Here is an 18479-nt window from a genome sequence, read left to right as displayed (position 1 = left end):
TAGGCCGCATGTGCTTAGCGCAGCGTGCGCTTACCGCCCTCGCCCCGGCGGGTGATGCTGTGGGCATCGAGGTATTCCAGCAGCGGGATGGCCACCCGGCGGGTGGTCCCTAGCGCTTGGCGGGCGGCGGACAGGGTGAAGGGCTGCTCGAGTTGTGAGAGGCGCTCCCGCGCCTTGCCCGGCGCGACCGGTAAGAGGATGATCCCGTCTTTCAGGCGTAATAGGCGCCCGGCCCGCTCGGCGGCGGCCAGTTCTTTCTCGCTCAGTCCCAGCTCTTTAAGATCGTATGCCTCCGGTGCGGCAAAGGGTTCAGTTTCTAACCTGCGCTCCAATTTAGCCACGCCAGGCTCGGCGGCGCCAAGATCCACGGTGTGGCCAGGCAGGCGGATAAGGCCTTCGGATTCTTCCGCGTGGGCAGCGGCCACCGCTAGGCGCAGCAGCCTCTCTTCCTTAAGTCCCAAGGCATCGAGTGCCGCCTTGCGCGGCATGCCCGGTGCGAGCGGATTTGCCGCGGCGTGCTCCTGCAGTGCGGTAGTCAGCGCTTCCTTCCAGCGCGTTACCTGGCTGGCGGCAATCCACCACTGTTGAAAGTTAATGATACCCGACGGCGTGGCATCGGTGTCATAACCATCGAGCGCAAGGTCCGCGCGCCGGGCATAACCCACGCGCTGTAAGTAGGAAGAAGGATTGCGGAAGGAGGTGTGCTCCGCCAATGCCACGGCACGCTTGCGGGCGGCACCGCGGCGGTCTAGCTCCGGCGGGCGCACGTCGATGACCTCCACGCCGGCGCTGACATGTCGGCCACCGGGGCTGCGGACAACTAGGCGATCCAAGATGACAAGCGGCAGAGCGCGCGATAGGCGCAGGCGGGCAAAATCCGCTGACAGCGGCCGCAGGTGCGCTTCTACCCCGGCGGTACCGCAGTGGACCACGAGGTTATCGGGCAGCTCATCAAGTGCGGCGCCAAAGGTGCGGTGGACGTCGACGGTATCGACGCCGCGCCATGCATCGGGGCTAAGCAGCAGGTCACCGCGGTGGATATCGGCGGCATCGACCCCGCGCAGGTTGACCGCGGCACGTGTTACGGGGCCCAAGGATTCCTGCTCGGTATTTTCGCTATGCAGGCCGCGGATCTCCACGCGCTTGTCCCCTGCCGCGGTGGAGAGCACCAGGGCATCGCCGGTGCGCAGCGTGCCAGCACTCAGCGTCCCGGTCACCACGGTTCCCGCGCCCTTGACGCTAAAGGCGCGGTCGATCCACAGGCGCACCGGGGCGTCTGTGTCGGGTGCGGGCACGCGGGCCACCAAGTCATCGAGCGCCCCACCCAGTTCCGCTAGGCCCTCGCCGGTGTGGGAGGAGACGGGGATAATGGGGGCATCGGCAAGCGGCGTGGCAGAAAACTGCGTGCGCACCTGGGCGGTGACCTCCGCGCGGCGCTTTTCATCGGCGCGGTCGCTGCGGGTCAGGGCGATACTGCCGTGCTCGATGCCCAGCGCGTGCAGCGCGTCGCGGTGGTCGGTGGATTGGGCCTGCCAGCCCTCGTCCGCGGCAACCACGAAGAGCACCACGGAGGCAGGCCCCACCCCGGCGAGCATATTGCCAAAGAACTTTTCGTGGCCGGGGACATCGACAAAGGCCACGTCCGCACCGGAAGGCAGCGACGTCCACACAAAGCCTAAGTCAATGGTCAGCCCGCGGCGCTTTTCCTCGGCCCACCTATCCGGATCCATGTCCGTTAAGGCGCGCACCAGGCTGGATTTGCCGTGGTCGACGTGGCCGGCGGTCGCGATGACGTACACCTACATCACCGCCCGGATAGCCGCGATGAGCACCTCGTCCTGAGCTTCAGGCACGCAGCGCACGTCAATGAGGCAGCGGCCTTGGTGCTGGCGCGCCACCACCGGCGGGGTGTGCCGTCGCAGCTTTGGCGCAAGTTCCTCCGGCAGGGATACCGCGACGCCGGGCAACGGGTACTCGGGGGCTCCTCCCCCGCCCACGCGGCCAGCGTGGTCAACAACCTCGCCACCCACCGCCGCGGCGATGGCCTCGGTGCGCGCGCGGTGGCGCGCCGGGTCAAGGTGGAGGGCCTGCTGCACCGCATTGGCGGGCGTCGTGATAGCCGCCTCCAGGGCATTAAGCCGCAGCTTATCAATGCGCACCGCCCGCGCCAACGGGTGCTTTTTTACCGCCGCAATCGCGTCCTTAGTGCCCAATAAGATGCCGGCCTGCGGCCCGCCCAAAAGCTTATCGCCAGAAGCGATGACGATATCCGCCCCGGCCTTCAGCTGCGCGTGAATATCGGGCTCGTCTGGCAGCACCGGATCGTGGGTGAGCAAGCCCGAGCCGAGATCCACGATGAGGTGTGTACCCTGCTTCTTCGCCAGCTGCGCCAGCTCGCCCACGCCCACCGACGAGCTAAACCCCTCTATCCGAAAATTGGACGGGTGCACCTTCAATATCGCGCCGGTCTCCTCCCCCAGCGCGCCTTCATAATCGTGCAGGTGCGTCCGGTTGGTCGCACCCACCTCGCGCAGGCGCGTCGCGGTGGATTCAATAAGCTCCGGCAGGCGGAACCCCGCGCCGATTTCTATCAGCTCGCCACGCGAGATGATGACCTCTTTGTCCGGGGCCAGCGCGGCCGTGGCCAGCAATAAGGCCGCCGCACCGTTATTGACCACCAGCGCGTCCTCCGCGCCGGGGCAGGCCGCCAAAAGCGCCTGGGTGGCACCGGCACCGCGCCGGGACGAGCGCCGCCCGGTGTCTAGGTCCATTTCCACGTCGGTATATCCGGCCGCGTCCTGCAACGCGTCGATCGCGGCTGCGGGCAGCGGGGCGCGGCCCAAGTTCGTATGGATAATCACGCCGGTGGCGTTGATGACCGGCTGCAAGGAATGGGTGCTGTGGTCTGCCAGCCTTTGCACTATTTCTTCCTCCACGCCGGCAACGGGCACCTCCCCGCGGCGGGCGGCGGAGAGCACGCCTTGAATCGTGGCGCGGATGGCGTGTTCGGCGAGTGTCTGCCGCGCGCTTTCTACCACGGGGAGCCGCAAGAGCTCATCCATGCGGGGTAAATTCCGGCGGGGATCACGGGCATTATTCGCGGGGCGACCAGCGTTATGGCTCGGCACTCGTTTTCCTCCTTGCACGCTTTTGGCGGAGACGGACAGGAATCGAACCTGCCAGACCGAGATGCTCGGCCTCACCGGTTTTGAAGACCGGGGCGCCCACCAGGACACGTACGCCTCCGCCTGGCTACTTTACAGATCCCGCGCGCGGCCCACCGCCGCCGCCCCACCACTTTCCGGCGGGTAAAATGACCACCATGACGGAGCAGATTAATCTAACCTCTTTCGCCGCCGGTGGCGGCTGCGCCTGCAAGATTCCCGCCGGGGAATTGGAATCGGCGGTAGAAGGGCTCATCGGCAAGGCCGATCCTAATGTCTTGGTCGGCCTCGACGATGGCGATGATGCCGCAGCGGTCAAGATCGACAACGGCGTCGCCGTGATTTCTACCGCGGACTTTTTCACCCCCATGGTCAATGACCCCTATACCTGGGGCCAGATTGCCGCAGCCAATGCGCTTTCTGATGTCTACGCTATGGGTGGCACCCCCATTACCGCCATCAACCTCGTGGGCTGGCCCAATGAAAAGCTTGGCTTGGACGTCCTGCGCGAGGTGCTGCGCGGCGGCATGGATAAAGCCACCGAGGCGGGCATTTCCATTACCGGCGGCCACTCCATCACCGCCCCAGAACCGTTGTACGGCATGGCGGCGACGGGCATCGGCGATCCCGATAAGCTCATGCGCAACGATGCCGCCGAGGCCGGCCTGCCCATTACGCTGACCAAGCCCATCGGCGTGGGCATTTTGAATAATAAGCACAAGGCCACCGGCGAGGTATCCCAGGCCGCCATCGATTCCATGACCGCGCTCAACCGCCAGGCCGCCCAGGACGCCGTTGCCACCGGTGCGCGAGCGGCCACCGATGTCACTGGGTTCGGGCTGCTGGGACACCTGTACAAGATGTGCCGCGCTTCTGGCGTATCGGCTGAGCTGGACTTTTCTGCGATCCCCACCGTGGACGGTGCCACCGACGCCCTCGCGGAGGGCTTTATCCCGGGCGGATCGCGCCGCAACCTGGATTGGGTGCGCCCACACCTGCAGCCCTCCTCCCTTACGGAGGAAGAGCTAGTGCTGCTTGCCGATGCCCAAACCTCCGGCGGCCTCCTCATCATCGGCGAGGCCCCGGGCTACCCCGTTATTGGTCGCACGACACCGCTTTCTAACGATTCCTACATCACCATTTCCTAAGATGAACCACCGCATTTTTAGCCTACCCCTTGCCACCCTCGCCCTCGGCGCGGGCCTTGTCGCCTGCGCCGACGGAAGCACCAACCGCGGCTGCTCGCCCATCGAATTATCGGAGCTGCGCACATCCCTGCCAGACACTCTCATCGGCGCTAACCAGGATCCCGATTCCACCAGCGATGAGGATGACTCCTTTTCCGTGCTCTATGGCGGCAATTCACCGGAGAAGGTTAGCGTGCTGGGCACGAAATACGAGTCCGATAATGAGGCCGTGTGCCCCGATGACCCAGATGCGGCGGCAGAGCGCTACTTGGAGCTGGTGAATGAGGACATCGACAAGCAAAATGCCGCCCAAGGCCGCGCGGGAAATGAATATCAGCCGTTCGATTTCACCGCGGCGGACCAGCATTTTTATTGCTCCGCCTGGGAAGTCGAGGATGCCATTTCGACCACCTGCGTGACCACGGTGCATGACGCGGCGGTGAATTATTACCTCCACCGCGATTCCGAGTCCTTAGAGGCGGAGCAATCGCGCATGCAGGAGATCGGCGAAGAGCTCGCCGATTCCTTCGCCAACCTCGACTAAACCTGGCTGCCCAGCACTAACCTGCGCTGAGCACGTCGGTGGCAAGCCCCTGCTCGCGCCGGCGCCGCTCCGCGCGGCGTTTTGCGGCCCCATCGTGGTGGCCGGGTTCTTGACCGCCTCCAAGCCCGCGTTGAGAACGCCAAAGCGCGTGCACGCAGAACCGGCAAGCAATGATAGGCCCGCGGCCACAGACACGGCGCGGGACTTCGTTGCCGCAGCCACCGCACTGCCCACCCCGCCGGCAGCAATCAGGTATTCCGAGGCGCGCATGAGCTTTCCCGGCGTTCCGTGATGCAATTCCTCGCGCGGCTCCGGCTCCATATTGCTTTCAAGCACCTTCGTCGCCGCGATATCGCTGGCCGCAGCCGCCATGCCCAAGGCCCGGGCAGGCCCGGCGTATTTCACCGGGGTGGTGACCATGGCCAGGCCGGAGGCCGCTGCCGAGGCAGAGGATACGAAGACATAGGGCAGGTGCCGCTTCATGTCATTCCACACCGGGTTGGACGTATTAGACAGCAATACCGCCGTATATCCGGCCAGTGGGCCACCGAGCACGCCGGTTATCACCCCGGCCGGAGTCGCGGCCTTGCCAAGGCCCGCGCGCAGCCACTTCGGCAGCGGCAGCTTTCGCTTGGTCGCATTATCCACCTCTACCGCGGCTGGAATGGCCGCCGCGGTGGAAAAGCCCGCAAGCAGCCACGATCCGAGAGACATCGGCGAGGTCACCTTGAAGACGCGGAACATATTCAACGCGCGCTCCGGCCGGCCTAGGTCCAAAATCAAAAAGACCGATCCTGCGGCCGCCGCGCCAAAGGCCGCTACCCGCGTGGTCCGGCGCAAAGGCGCGTTGCCTGCGGCCTGTGCACCGGTAGCCAAAAGGCCCGATCCGCCGGCTATACCGCCCAAGAAGAAATACCCACCGATGGGCCACTCCCACGGCGGGGCCTTAACCACGGGCCTGCCGTAGTAGGAAGAAAACTCAAAGTCTTCTGCCATCCGCTCCTCTTTGGAGCCATCCTGCGCACCCGCGCCCGGGCGCTTGCGCTTCTTCTTGCGCTTCGGCCCATCGAAATTGCGGTAGCGATTCGGCCGCTCCGGCTGCGGTGGCCGGTACTCATCAAAACCGCTCATTTGCGCCCTCCAATCAAAAACCATCCCGCCGATGGCCTTGGCTGCGGTTTTATACATGCTCGGCAGATCCGCGGTGGGCACGCGCGGGTCCGGCGGCAGGCCATAAACCTCTGGCGAATCCAGCAACAAAAAGATAGAGCCGGTTCCGCCCACGCCATCGTTGTCATTGGCGCCATAGAGCCGCGCCTCCGTTATGCCCTGTTCGTGCAGGACGCGCACGCGATCCTTCGCCGCGGACAGCATGTCCTCATAGGTACCGAACTGGATGGAATCGGTAGGACACGTCTTGGAACACGCCGGCTGCTCGCCCTGTTTCAGGCGGTCATAGCACATGGTGCACTTCTGGGCGACGCCCACATTCTTAATCGGCATCGCCTCGCCCGGCGTATGGTCAGTGCCTTGGGGCTTGCGCTGCTTGAGCTTTTTGAGCACGTTGATGCCGGCGTGCGAATTATCCTGATAATCCACAGTCGCGGTCTTATCGTATTTCAACGACACCCCGCCATCATCGCGGCGTTCGATGACGCCGAAAGGGCAACCCGCCACGCAGGTTCCGCAGCCATTGCACACATCATCTTGGACCACCACGGTGCCAAACTCGGTGCGGAAAAGCGCACCGGTTGGGCAGACGTCCAAACACCCTGCATGGGTGCAGTGCTTGCAGACGTCCGAGGACATCAGCCACCGAAACGTATCCGTATCCGGCGGAGTGGTATCGACTTCGTCCGGCTTTCCACCGATGGTGGGCATGCCAAGGGAAATAAGCTGTTTTCCCTCTTCACGAGCCTTTTCGATGCGGTCATTGTTTTGTTCCACAAAGGCCACGTGCCGCCACGTATTTGCACCCAAAGCGCCGGTGTTGTCATAGGAATTACCGGTAACGTCATATCCCTCTACCGGGTTGCGGTTCCATTCCTTGCACGCCACCTCGCAGGCCTTGCAGCCGATGCACACGGAGGTATCGGTGAAAAAGGCCATGCGGCGGTAGGAATCATAGCCGTGCCTGCCCGCGTCCTCGGTCAGTAGATTAGTCATTTACTTACCTTCTTCGCCATCGCTTGCCGTCTCATCATCACTACTATCCGCGCCAGATTGACTGTGCTTTTCGGGCTCCGGGTTATAGGTAAACGAGTCAGGAACCGACAACAAATCATTGCCGGAATCCACGCTCAACTGCGCCCGCTCCTGATACTGCTTGAGCAGCTTCAAGCGGCCTTCTCCCCTCGGACGGCGGCCCGGCTGGATATCGCAGGCGCCGATCTTTGAGTTCTGAATGAACACATTCGGCTCGAGCGTAAGACCCAAGAGATCGTTAGCACCGTCACCGGCCACAGCGGTGGTCTCGGACTCGCCGTAGTGGAAGGGCAGGCCAATCTGGTGGAATTCTTCCCCATTGATCTTCAGCATCTGCATGCGATCGGTGACCAAGACCTGCGCCTCAATCACACCGCGCGGCGAGATAATCGTCGCCCACTCGCCATTTTCCAAGCCACGCTTTGCAGCCAAGTCCTTATCCACCTCGCAGAATAGGCCCGGCTGCAACTCCGCCAGATAAGGCAGGCGGCGCGACATCGCACCCGAGGTGTACATCTCCGTTAAGCGGTAGGTAGAAAATACGAACGGGAAAACCTCTGCGCCGGGCATGCCCGGTTCTGGACGCTGCAGGTTATCCGGGCGCTTGATGGTCAAGCGCGTCGGCGATTGCTGCTGCTTATACAGCACGTTGGTCACCGGAGACTCCTGCGGCTCATAGTGGGTGGGCAAGGGGCCATCGGAAAGCCCAGAAGGCGCAAAGAGCCAACCGCGACCGTCCGCCTGCATGATGAAGGCGTCCGTGCCATCGAGGGCGTCCGGGCCGACGGCATCGGCAGGAGCCTTGTACTCCGGCGACTTCGTTACCGGGAAGTCAGGGACGTCATCGCCTACCCACTTGCCCTGGGCCTCGTCCCACCACACATACTTCTTGCGCTCGGACCATGGGGTGCCATCCGGCTTAGCCGAAGCGCGGTTGTACAAAACGCGGCGGTTAGCAGGCCAGACCCAACCCCACTCGGGCGCGACCTCATTCTGCTCCGAACCCGGGACCTTGCGCGCGGACTGGTTAACGCCGTCCTTGTACACGCCGGTATAGATCCAGCAGCCGCCAGAGGTCGTGCCGTCATTTTTCATCTCCACGAAGGTGGGCAAGAGCTCACCCTTCTTGGGCCCATCCAGGTAGTAGCCGTTGATCTCTTTGAGGACGTCCTCCGAGTTCGGCTCGCCTTCCTCATTTTCCGCGTAATCCCACGTCACATTCTGGAGCGGGAGATCGCGCGGATCAGTGGAATCGCGCAGGCGTTCCTTGAGCTTCTTGCCCAGCTGGTAGAAGAACCACAGCTCGCTCTTGGCATCGCCTGGCGGCGGTGCCGCCTGGAAACGCCACTGCAGCATGCGCTGGGTCTGAGTAAAGGTGCCGGCCTTTTCCACGTGGGTGGCCGCGGGCATTAGGAAGACCTCGGTTTCGATGTCTTCGGTCTTCAGCTCGCCGTTTTTAATCTCCGGCGCATCCTTCCAAAACGATGCGGTTTCGATTTCTTGGAAATCGCGCACCACTAGCCACTTCAGCGATGCCAGACCGCGGCGCTGCATGCCACCATTGGACTGCGCCACCGCCGGGTTCTGACCAAAGACGAAATAGCCTTCCACCTGACCATTAAGCATGGCCTGCAGGGTTTCGTAAGTAGAATGCGCGCCGGAAATGCGCGGCATGAGGTCATAGCCCCAGTTATTTTCCTTGGTCGCCGCGTCTCCCCAATAAGACTTCATCAAGGACACGGCGTAATTTTCGCCGATCTGCCAGAAGCCCTTTTGGGACTCATCCCGGATCTCATCCACAAATTCCGGCCACGTCTGCTTTTCCACGCTCGGCATGGGCAGGTAGCCGGGCAGGGAGTGGAAGAGCGTCGGAATATCCGTGGATCCCTGAATGGAGGCGTGCCCGCGCAAGGCCATGATTCCCGAGCCTGGGCGGCCCACATTGCCCATCAAGAGCTGCAAAATGGCAGCGGTACGGATGAACTGAGCGCCCAAGGTGTGCTGGGTAAAGCCCAAGGCATAAGCGAAACACGTGGTGTGTTCCGGATCGGAATTCTGCGCAATGGAATCCGCCAGGTAGTAGAAGTCTTCCTGCGCGATGCCGCAGGTTTCTTCTACCAGCTCAGGGGTATAGCGCGCATAGTGGCGCTTGAGAATCTGGAAGACCGAATTCGGGTGCTCCAGAGTGTCATCGCGCTCCACATTCCAGGAAGAACCTTCCGGCTTTTGCACGTACTGCCACGAATCGGTCACGTACGTGCCGGTTTCTGGGTCATAGCCAGAAAACAGTCCGTCCAGTTCCTCGGTGTCCTGGTAATCCTCCGAGATGATCATCGGCGCATTGGTATATGCGACGACATAATCGCGGAAGTACAGCTCATTCTGGAGCATGTAGTTAATGACCGCGCCCAGCAGCACCACGTCGGTACCGCCGCGAATGCCAATGTGGCGATTGGAGAACGCAGAGGTACGCGTATACCGCGGATCCACGTGAATAATCCGGGCGCCACGCTTTTTGGCTTCTACGACCCACTGGAATCCCACCGGGTGACACTCGGCCATATTCGAACCCTCGATGACGATGCAATCAGCATTCGCCATATCCTGCAGCGGTTGGGTTGCGCCGCCGCGGCCAAACGAAGTTCCTAAACTAGGAACTGTGGCGGAGTGTCATATGCGCGCCTGGTTTTCGAGCTGCACCGCACCGGCAGCGGTAAAAAGCTTCTTGATGAGGTAGTTTTCCTCATTATCCAAGGTCGCGCCACCAAGGCCAGCGACACCCATCGTGCGGTTGAGCGTCCGCCCAGCATCATCGCTGTCTTGCCAGCCATTCCGGCGCGCTTCCAAGAAACGATCCGCGATCATGTCCATCGCGGTGTCTTCATCCAGCTCCTGCCACTCGGTGGAGTGCGGTGCGCGGTACTTAATCTTGGTCAATCGCGTTGCGGAGTTGACCAACTGCTCCGACGCTGAGCCCTTCGGGCACAAACGCCCGCGCGAAATCGGTGAATCCGGATCGCCCTCAATCTGGATGACCCGGTCATCTTTGACGTACACGCGCTGGGCGCAACCAACCGCGCAATATGGGCACACGGATTGCACCACGCGGTCAGCTTCGACCGTGCGCCCGTGCTTTTCCTTGCTCTTGGTTGATTGCGTATTGATATCCCTGCCAAAGGGATCGCCGCTACGCAGCTGGCGCACCACCGGCCAGTTGAGAGGACTTAAGCGAGACATGACTTTAAATCTATATTTGGGCGGAAAAAATTCTCTAGCAAGGTGACCCTAAGCGTTTTTCGCAACTGCGCTGATCGCGCATTCCACACCCTGTACGACGTCCGTAAGCTCCAGTATCGGGCTGTTTTCTTTATTCTGCTCCTTAATAAACGGTACGTGGATAAAGCCTGCTTTTACCTGCGTATCTTTGAAATGGTGCAACAGGCCATAGAGCAGGTGGTTGCACACAAACGTTCCCGCGGTGGTCGAGACCCGTGCCGGAATCTCAGCCTCCTGAATCGCTGCGACCATTGCCTTAACCGGCAGGGTGGAAAAGTATGCGGCCGGGCCGCCTTCAACCACTGGTTCATCGATTGGCTGGTTGCCCGCATTATCCGGTATGGAAGCATCCGCTAAGTTGATGCCTACTCGCTCCGGAGTGATATGGCTGCGCCCGGCGGCTTGCCCCAGGCAGACCACCGCGTCTACCCCTTCTTTCTCGGCCACAGCAATTGCCTGCTTCAGTGCTTCACCGAACACCGTGGGCACAGGGTGCTTGATAATCTGCGCGCCGCCGATTTCATCCGGCAGCTTATCGAGCGCGCGTTCCGTAGGGTTAATTTCTTCGCCACCAAAGGCATCAAATGCAGTTACCAGAATCTTCATCATTTCAGTATGGCAGATGACGGTGCTCCGCTGCTTCGATTCAGAGCTGTCCTTTTAGTTTGCGCATAGTACCCGCCCTTGCCGCTCACCGGAGGCGGCTTTTTACCAGGGCCCTGGGCTCGCGGTGAGCGCGAAGGTAAAGAGGACGAATTCGAGCGGACGAGCAGCACACTAAATCGAAAGTTAAGATGCATTTCCCCATACCCTTCCCCTTCGCGCTCACGGGAGATAGGCGAGCCAACCGAGATGATTCTCGCGGTGAGCGCGAAGGGCGGGGTTGCAGGATGAGGATTGAAGCGCGCGGGTTATAGAGCGCGGTGTGAGCGAAAGCATGAGTAGATACTGAACTGCTTTGTCTACAAAGCGGTCATAACAAATCTCCTGCTGCAAACGGGTCCCTTTTTCTTCATGGTTTGACGCGTGGAATAAAGTAAGACTGGTCAAAGTTGAACAGCACCGTACTCAACAAATAGTCAGACCTGTTCATTTTATTTCTAAAGGACGTTCTATGACACAAAAAGTTTCCTCTCGCTCCAAACTTCCTAGCTGGGCAACGGGGTTTGGCGCGCAAGTCATTGCGGGCCTTATTATCGGCCTCATCCTGGGACTGATCGCATCTGGGATGAATACCGATCCTGACAACCCAGGGTGGTTGACCAACCTGCTCAGCGGTGTCGGTGGTGCCTATGTCCAGCTATTGAAGGTCATGGTTCCGCCGCTTATCTTCGCCGCGGTGGTCACCTCTGTGGCTAACCTGCGCAAGGTTGCCAATGCCGCATCCTTGGCCATTTCTACGTTGGTGTGGTTCGCCATTACGGCGTTCTTCTCCGTCATCGTGGGCATCGTCGTGGCATTAGTCATGAAGCCCGGTGCTGGCACGAGCGTCGATGCATCCGCTGCAGAGGATCCGTCAAGCGTTGGTTCGTGGACTGCCTTCTTTGAGCAGCTCCTGCCACAAAACTTCATCGGTCTTACGGCCTCTGCCAGCGATGGCGAAATATCGCTGAACTTCGGTGCGCTTCAGCTGCTAGTTATTTCCTTGGCCATTGGTATTGCCGCCGTACAGACCGGTAAGGCAGCCGATCCGTTCCTGCACTTTACGGAGTCCTTCCTCAAGGTCATCCAGAAGGTCCTGTGGTGGATTATCCGCCTGGCGCCGATTGGTACCGCAGCGCTTATTGGTAAGGCCGTTGCTACCTACGGCTGGGACGCACTTGGCTCTCTGGGCAAATTCGTCTTGGCAATGTATGTGGGCCTGGCAATCGTCTTCGCCGTGGTTTACCCAGCAGTACTGAAGTTCAACAATATTCCGGTCACGGGTTTCTACAAGCGCATTTGGCCGGTAACGTCCTTGGGCTTTGTCACCCGCTCCTCTATGGGTGTTATGCCCGCGACGCAACGCTTCAGCGAACGTGCCCTGGGCGTTCCCACCGAGTACGCGTCCTTCGCAGTGCCACTCGGTGCTACTACGAAGATGGATGGCTGCGCCTCCGTCTACCCTGCTGTTGCTGCGATTTTCGTCGCGCAATTCTATGGCGTGGACCTAGACTTCACGCAGTACCTACTCATCATCTTCGTCTCCGTTATTGGTTCTGCGGCTACCGCCGGTACCACTGGCGCAACGGTTATGCTCACGCTGACCCTTTCCACGTTGGGCCTGCCATTGGCCGGCGTCGGTTTGCTGCTGGCCATTGAGCCCATCATTGATATGGGCCGCACGGCGCTCAACGTCACGGGTCAGGCATTGTGCGCGACGGTCGTCGCCAAGCGCGCGGGCATCCAGAACCAAGAGGTCTGGGATGAAGCCGAGAATGGCGTCAAGCACATCATGGAGGAAGACTCCGACGAGGAAGTAAGCGTCAAGGCTTAATAAAACGAAAATAAAGGCCCAGGGCACAACGCCTTGGGCCTTTATTTATTGCCGGAATGGAAGTGGGCGGCGATGTGCAACTCCGGCCGGCTCCACGTGGATAAATACGCTGCATCCGGGGAAGAGCTCGTCGAGGGCGACTTCAACGTCATCGGCAATCTCGTGCGAGTAAAGCACGCTCCAGTCCGCCGGCACCTCCATGGTCAGGTAGACCATTCTTTGCCTGCCGGAGGCTACCGTGCGCCGATCCGTGAAGGTCACGGACTTTTCATTTTCCAGTTCAGCTAAAAGATCCCAAATTTGATCTTGCTCCTCTTGCGGAAGGGCCTCAGAAAGCAGGCTGCTGACGGAATCGCGCAGAATCTTAAATCCGGTCCACAAAATATTAATGCCAACGGCCAAGGCCACTAGCGCATCGAGCCACAGCCAGCCGGTGAGATACACCGCAGCCATGCCGACGAGAACGCCGGCGGAGGTCCACACATCCGTAATCAGATGGTGCCCATCCGCATTTAGCGTCGCAGACCGGTAGCGCTTGCCCGCCTTAATCAGGGCCAAACCGACGCCCAGATTAAGTATCGAGGACAATAGCGACAGCGCTAAGCCCCAACCGCCTTCCTCAACGGGCTGGGGAGTAAAGAGGCGTTGGACTGCGGTGTAGATGATGGCCCCTGCTGCGAGGAAAATCATTGCCCCTTCTACCAACGCGGAAATATACTCCGCCTTGCCGTGGCCAAAGTGGTGATTATCATCGGCAGGCTTGGCGGCAATGCGCAAGGCACAATAACCCGCAATGGCTGCCACGAGGTTCACGAGGGATTCGAGGGCATCAGAGAAGAAACCAACCGAGCCCGTCAGCCATGCTGCCAGAGATTTCAGGACAATTGTCGCCACCGCCGCGGCGATGGACAACATCATAAAGCGCTCTAAAATACGCTGCTCAGTACTTAAAGAAGACAAGGTCTACTACTCTCCCTTCGGCAACCAGAATCAGTCCGAAGGTCTCGTTCGCATCGATGCCTCGATGCTGAGTGGCCGGGCTTTTAAGCCAGTGTGTCGACCAGTCATCGCGGCGCACACGGGCGCCGTAGGAACTACTCCCCTTCTGGGTTCATAGGTTAGCAGACGGCGAGAATCCTTAAACATTCAACCAAATCCATGATCCGCCCTAGGGAACGCAAGGAGCCCATATAGACGAAAAATCTCCCTACGAGCCAGAGGGTTTCTCGCGCTCTGGCTCGTAGGGAGTAATTAAGGCTTTAGCCTAATTTAGTGCTGACCCTCTGCGAACTCTTCGACCAACTTAGCGTTGAATGCAGGCAGGTCATCCGGGGTACGGGAGGAGACCAAGCCCTGGTCGCAGTGGACTTCTTCGTCAACCCAGGTAGCACCTGCATTGCGGAGATCGGTCTGCAAGGACGGGAAGGACGTCAAGGTACGGCCCTTGAGTGCCTCTGCATCGGCTAGAATCCAGCCGCCGTGGCAGATAGCGCCTATGGGGCGGTCCTCGCCCATGTGCTTGCGCACGATGCTAACGGCTGCCTCGTCTAGGCGGATGAGGTCGGCGTTATTGGTGCCGCCAGGCAGGATGATGCCGTCGAAGGTCTCACCCTCGGAGTCCTTGGTCGTAGCATCAACGTTGATCTCGGTACCGTTCTTGCCCGTAATGGTGCCGGCCTTAGGCGCCAAAACCTTTACGGTAGCGCCTGCCTTTTGCACGGCCTCTAGCGGAGAGGTCAGCTCAGAGTCTTCAAAGTCATTCGTAGCAATGATTGCGATCGTCTTGTTATCTAGCTCAGCCATTATTATGACCTCCTTATTGTTGTTGGGTACGCAGATAGGGTAACTCTAAATTCGCGCGCTCGCCACGTTCCCTACCGCGACCTGCAACAGGCTAGGATTTAGCCGCCGATCTTAAAGTCACACACGTCGCCATCGTGCATGATGTAGTCCTTGCCTTCTTGGCGGACCTTGCCGTTGGCGCGCGCCTCGGCCATGGAGCCGGCGGCAACAAGATCATCGAAGGAGACGATTTCGGCCTTGATGAACTTCTTTTCAAAGTCGGTGTGAATAACGCCGGCAGCCTGGGGCGCAGCAGCGCCTTGCTTAATGGTCCACGCGCGGGCTTCCTTTTCACCAGCGGTGAGGTAGGTCTGCAGTCCCAAGGTGGAGAAACCGGCCTTGGCCAAGGTAGCCAAGCCGGGCTCTTCTTGGCCTACTGCCTCGAGCAGCTCGCTTGCCTCGTCCTCATCCAGCTCCAAGAGCTCGGACTCGGTTTGTGCATCGAGGAAGACGCAATCTGCTGGGGCGACGAGCTGGCGCAGTTCGTCCTTCTTGGCGACATCGGTAAGCACAGCCTCGTCCGAGTTAAAGACATAGAGGAAAGGCTTAGCCGTCATCAGGTGCAGCTCGCGCACGAGGGAAAGATCAATCTCGCCGGACTTGGCGGCGGCGAAGAGGGTGCGGTCATCCTCCAGGATTTCCTGCGCCTTCTTGGTGGCCTCCACCACCGGGGCCAAGTCCTTATTCTTCCGGGCATCTTTTTCTAGGCGCGGCAGGGCCTTCTCGATGGTCTGCAGATCCGCCAGAATCAGCTCTGTATTAATAACGGAAATGTCATTGCCGGGATCTACCTGGCCATCAACGTGGATGACGTTGTCATCAGAAAAGGCGCGGACCACCTGGCAGATAGCGTCGGCCTCGCGGATATTGGCTAGGAAGGCGTTACCCATACCCTCGCCCTGCGAGGCACCTGCGACGATGCCGGCAATATCCACAAAGGACACGGTCGCTGGCAAGATGCGCTCGGAGTTGAACATCTTAGCGAGGGTGTCCAAACGGGGATCCGGCAGCTCCACCAAGCCGACGTTGGGCTCGATGGTGGCGAAAGGGTAATTAGCCGCCAAGATTTCGGAACGGGTCAGGGCATTAAACAAAGTGGACTTGCCCACATTGGGCAAGCCGACGATTCCTAGTGTAAGACTCACGGGGCTAATCCTAACGCACCTACCGCGTTATGAGGCAAGATGGTGGGGTGAGTTCTGATAAGCAACCAACACCCGAAAAGCCGCAGGCGAGCCCGGGCGATAAAATGGACGGTGACTTCGACACCAGCCAATTGGACGACGTATCGCCACACCCCCCGGGCAATCAGGTCGATCGCTCCGTCATTGCGGGCGAAATGGTGAAATCGACCTCCCTGTGGGCCGTGCGCCTGCTGATAATTGGCGTTTTCCTTTTTGCGATCTATCACGTCTTGGGTAGCTTCTGGCAGGGCATCCTGCCGGTGCTCTTGGCTCTTATTATCTGTACCGTGCTTCACCCCATGGCGCGTTGGATGCGAACAAAAGGACTGCCCGCAGGCCTGGCGGCGATTGTGACGATCCTGCTCTCCTCGGCCGCCGTCGGTGGGCTTATCGCCTCGGTGGCGCCGGACTTCATGCGGCAATCCCAGTCGCTCTACCTGCAAACGGTCTCCGGCATCCAGCAGCTCCAAGTTTGGGCCCAGGGCCCACCCCTGAACCTCGATAGCGACGATATGAGCACCTATATCGACGAGGCCGCAGGCTGGTTGCAGGAACGTGCGGGCGTTATCGCCGGGTCTGTATTTACGGGCATCGGCAATGCCACCTCATTTTTCGTCACGGTGTTCATCGTCTTGGTGCTCACCTTCTTCTTCCTGAAAGACGGCACCAAATTCCTGCCGTGGCTGCGCGATGCCACCGGCCGGCGCGCCGGCTGGCATCTCACGGAATTGCTCACGCGCGCCTGGAATACCCTGGGCGGGTTCATTCGGGCACAGGCGGTTGTCTCGCTTATCGATGCCATCTTTATCGGCCTCGGCCTCGTGCTTATCGGCGTGCCCTTGGCGATGGCCCTGGCGATCATCACCTTCATCGCCGGCTTCATCCCGTTCGTCGGCGCCATCGTCTCCGGCGCGCTCGCAGTGGTTATCGCCTTGGTGTCTTTGGGCTTTACCCAAGCACTGTTGGTCTTGGGCCTCGTTATTTTGGTCCAGCAGCTTGAAGGCAATGTCCTTTCGCCGTGGCTGCAGGCAAAGGCCATGAACCTGCACCCAGTTATTGTTTTGGTCTCCGTCATCGTCGGCTCCGCACTCTTTGGACTCATCGGTGGATTCCTGGCCGTACCGACCGCTGCGATGATCGCGGTTGCCTATCGTTACGTGCAGGACATGATGAAGCTACAGTCCGGAGAAAAGCACTCCTCCGAGCTCAACTACTCCACCGTCGCGGGCTATCTCATCGGCCGCTATACCGAAGAGCAGGCGCAATACAAGCGCGAGCAGTGGCGCAAGGTTCCAGAACACGCCTCCCCCGATATCGCCAGCGCCGATGCGGCTTCCGAGGGCGACTCCACCACACTCGATGACTCCGTCGATGTCGATTCCACCCCGGAGGACTATGACCAGCCGAGCATGCGCTCCAACCTGCGCCGGGCGCGGGATGCCTTTGAAAATCTTTTGAACGGAGATTCGAATAAATAGTGTGCCGTGTCGGCAGCACGTGTCATAGTGGATTCCATGACATCCACTTTGCCCGTGCTGCTGCTGTTTATCGGTCTCCTATTGGGTGCCGTTCTGGGATGGCTGGCCCACTCTCATTCCGCTTCCCGCTCCGCGCCGAGTGAGGAGCACCGGGCCCTGCAAGAATTCCAGCGCCGCCAGGCCGAGCTGCAACCGCTGGAAAAGGCCATGGATAGGCTCGGATTCCAGCTCCAAGAATTGGAAGAAGATCGCACCGCCCACTTGGCCTCCCTCTCCAGCCAAGTGCAGGCGGTGACCCGCACCTCGTCCCGGCTAACAGAGCGCACAGATCAGCTCGTTACGGCCCTCCGCTCGCCCAACGTGCGCGGGCGGTGGGGCGAGATTCAGCTAGAGCGAGTCGTCGAACTCGGCGGCATGAAACGGCACGTGGACTTCGATTCCCAAGTCTCTGCCCCCTTAAACGGCCGCATCGTGCGCCCAGATATGCTCATCAACTTGGCCGGTGGCAGGCATATCATCGTCGATGCCAAGGTCCCGTTTTCTTCTTACCTCGATGCGCTGGAGACCGAGGATCCAGAAGAACACGCAGGCTACCTGCGCCGCCACGCGCATCAGCTGCGCAGCCACATCCAGGCGTTGTCCCACAAAGACTATATTGAGGCCTTCCAACCGACCCCGGAATTCGTGGTGCTCTTCGTGCCCGCGGATCCCTTCCTCGATGCGGCTCTATCGGTCGATCCTGAGCTCATCGAGTTCGGGTTTGAGCGCAACGTCGTCATCGCCACCCCGAGCTCACTCTTCGCGCTCTTGCGCACGGTGGCTATGGGGTGGCACCAGGAAGATATTTCCGCCAAGGCAAAGGAAGTCAAACGCTTGGGACGCGAGCTCTATTCGCGGCTCAATACCCTCTCGGAGCACTACGGCAAGGTGGGCCAGAACCTCGAAAAGGCAGTAGAAGCCTATAATTCCACGCTCTCCTCGCTGGATTCACGCGTGGGCGTGACCGCCCGCAAACTGCACGAAATGGAGATTCCCGGCCACACGAACAGGGCACCGCGGGAGCCTTCCCCCATTGATACGTGGCCGCGCGGGACAAATTCTTCCTAAAATCTAGGCAGTTTTA

The 18479-nt window shown here is 60.2% G+C and carries 12 protein-coding genes, 1 tRNA gene and 2 pseudogenes; 5 read left to right on the top strand and 10 right to left on the bottom strand.

What is annotated here, in order from left to right; genetic code table 11:
* Positions 1-14 precede the first annotated feature (14 nt).
* The 3 genes from selB to ACLI1T_RS04405 form a co-directional block, all read right to left on the bottom strand.
* Positions 15-1799 carry a selenocysteine-specific translation elongation factor gene (gene selB, locus ACLI1T_RS04415; protein WP_411703127.1) on the bottom strand — a complete coding sequence of 595 codons (1785 nt, stop codon included), beginning with the start codon at positions 1797-1799 and terminating at the stop codon, positions 15-17.
* A complete protein-coding gene (selA, locus tag ACLI1T_RS04410; protein ID WP_411703126.1) occupies positions 1800-3128 on the bottom strand; it encodes an L-seryl-tRNA(Sec) selenium transferase in 1329 nt (442 codons plus the stop codon).
* A 23-nt stretch (positions 3129-3151) separates the two neighbouring features.
* Positions 3152-3246 (bottom strand) — tRNA-Sec (locus tag ACLI1T_RS04405).
* 76 nt (positions 3247-3322) lie between these two features.
* On the opposite strand from ACLI1T_RS04405, the gene selD reads away from it, so the two are divergent.
* Together selD and ACLI1T_RS04395 are read left to right on the top strand one after the other, a co-directional pair.
* On the top strand, positions 3323-4312 hold the full coding sequence (gene selD / locus ACLI1T_RS04400) for a selenide, water dikinase SelD (RefSeq protein WP_411703125.1): 990 nt from the start codon (positions 3323-3325) through the stop codon (positions 4310-4312).
* Position 4313: 1 nt separating this feature from the next.
* Entirely contained in the window at positions 4314-4895 is a 582-nt protein-coding gene (locus ACLI1T_RS04395; RefSeq protein WP_411703124.1) for a hypothetical protein, read from the top strand.
* A gap of 16 nt (positions 4896-4911) precedes the next feature.
* Here the strand turns inward: ACLI1T_RS04395 and nrfD are convergent.
* The 4 genes and pseudogenes from nrfD to pcp all read right to left on the bottom strand — a co-directional run bounded on the left by nrfD (position 4912) and on the right by pcp (position 10985).
* Positions 4912-6026: pseudogene (gene nrfD / locus ACLI1T_RS04390) on the bottom strand (NrfD/PsrC family molybdoenzyme membrane anchor subunit).
* Positions 6023-7061 (bottom strand): annotated as a pseudogene (locus ACLI1T_RS04385) (4Fe-4S dicluster domain-containing protein). Before ACLI1T_RS04385 ends, nrfD begins: the two co-directional pseudogenes overlap by 4 nt.
* Positions 7062-10337, bottom strand: coding sequence for a formate dehydrogenase-N subunit alpha (gene fdnG, locus ACLI1T_RS04380; protein ID WP_411703123.1), 3276 nt, complete (start codon positions 10335-10337; stop codon positions 7062-7064). It lies immediately after the preceding pseudogene.
* A 48-nt stretch (positions 10338-10385) separates the two neighbouring features.
* The gene (gene pcp / locus ACLI1T_RS04375; RefSeq protein ID WP_411703122.1) at positions 10386-10985 is read right to left on the bottom strand and encodes a pyroglutamyl-peptidase I; all 600 of its coding nucleotides are present in this window, start codon (positions 10983-10985) and stop codon (positions 10386-10388) included.
* Between the two features lie 505 nt (positions 10986-11490).
* Here pcp and ACLI1T_RS04370 point away from each other — a divergent pair.
* Positions 11491-12852, top strand: a complete 1362-nt coding sequence (locus tag ACLI1T_RS04370; RefSeq protein ID WP_411703121.1) for a dicarboxylate/amino acid:cation symporter — start codon at positions 11491-11493, stop codon at positions 12850-12852.
* 45 nt (positions 12853-12897) lie between these two features.
* Here the strand turns inward: ACLI1T_RS04370 and ACLI1T_RS04365 are convergent, their stop codons facing one another.
* The 3 genes from ACLI1T_RS04365 to ychF form a co-directional block, all read right to left on the bottom strand.
* The gene (locus ACLI1T_RS04365) at positions 12898-13770 is read right to left on the bottom strand and encodes a cation diffusion facilitator family transporter (protein ID WP_411703286.1); all 873 of its coding nucleotides are present in this window, start codon (positions 13768-13770) and stop codon (positions 12898-12900) included.
* Positions 13771-14121: 351 nt separating this feature from the next.
* Positions 14122-14655, bottom strand: coding sequence for a type 1 glutamine amidotransferase domain-containing protein (locus tag ACLI1T_RS04360; protein ID WP_411703120.1), 534 nt, complete (start codon positions 14653-14655; stop codon positions 14122-14124).
* Positions 14656-14753: 98 nt separating this feature from the next.
* Positions 14754-15839, bottom strand: coding sequence for a redox-regulated ATPase YchF (gene ychF, locus ACLI1T_RS04355; RefSeq protein ID WP_349852568.1), 1086 nt, complete (start codon positions 15837-15839; stop codon positions 14754-14756).
* 29 nt (positions 15840-15868) lie between these two features.
* Between ychF and ACLI1T_RS04350 the strand changes: the two genes are divergently transcribed.
* Both ACLI1T_RS04350 and ACLI1T_RS04345 read left to right on the top strand, forming a co-directional pair.
* Positions 15869-17356 (top strand): AI-2E family transporter, encoded by a 1488-nt coding sequence (locus ACLI1T_RS04350; RefSeq protein ID WP_411703119.1) that lies wholly within the window; start codon positions 15869-15871, stop codon positions 17354-17356.
* A gap of 36 nt (positions 17357-17392) precedes the next feature.
* Positions 17393-18463: a DNA recombination protein RmuC gene (locus ACLI1T_RS04345; protein WP_411703118.1), complete on the top strand. Its 1071-nt coding sequence runs from the start codon at positions 17393-17395 to the stop codon at positions 18461-18463.
* The last annotated feature ends 16 nt before the right edge of the window (positions 18464-18479 follow it).

Origin of the sequence: Corynebacterium tuingiense (assembly GCF_046718165.1) — a bacterium.
Lineage (GTDB): Bacteria > Actinomycetota > Actinomycetes > Mycobacteriales > Mycobacteriaceae > Corynebacterium.
Note: the sequence above shows the minus strand (reverse complement) of the source record. Positions and strands in the feature narration are given on the sequence as shown.

Bases quoted from the DNA above. Each gene is read 5' to 3' on its own strand.
- selD (WP_411703125.1), top strand. From the start codon at position 3,323: ATGACGGAGCAGATTAATCTAACCTCTTTCGCCGCCGGTGGCGGCTGC.
- ACLI1T_RS04370 (WP_411703121.1), top strand. From the start codon at position 11,491: ATGACACAAAAAGTTTCCTCTCGCTCCAAACTTCCTAGCTGGGCAACG.
- pcp (WP_411703122.1), bottom strand. From the start codon at position 10,985: ATGATGAAGATTCTGGTAACTGCATTTGATGCCTTTGGTGGCGAAGAA.
- ACLI1T_RS04350 (WP_411703119.1), top strand. From the start codon at position 15,869: ATGAGGCAAGATGGTGGGGTGAGTTCTGATAAGCAACCAACACCCGAA.
- ACLI1T_RS04365 (WP_411703286.1), bottom strand. From the start codon at position 13,770: ATGATGTTGTCCATCGCCGCGGCGGTGGCGACAATTGTCCTGAAATCT.
- ACLI1T_RS04345 (WP_411703118.1), top strand. From the start codon at position 17,393: ATGACATCCACTTTGCCCGTGCTGCTGCTGTTTATCGGTCTCCTATTG.
- ACLI1T_RS04395 (WP_411703124.1), top strand. From the start codon at position 4,314: ATGAACCACCGCATTTTTAGCCTACCCCTTGCCACCCTCGCCCTCGGC.
- ACLI1T_RS04360 (WP_411703120.1), bottom strand. From the start codon at position 14,655: ATGGCTGAGCTAGATAACAAGACGATCGCAATCATTGCTACGAATGAC.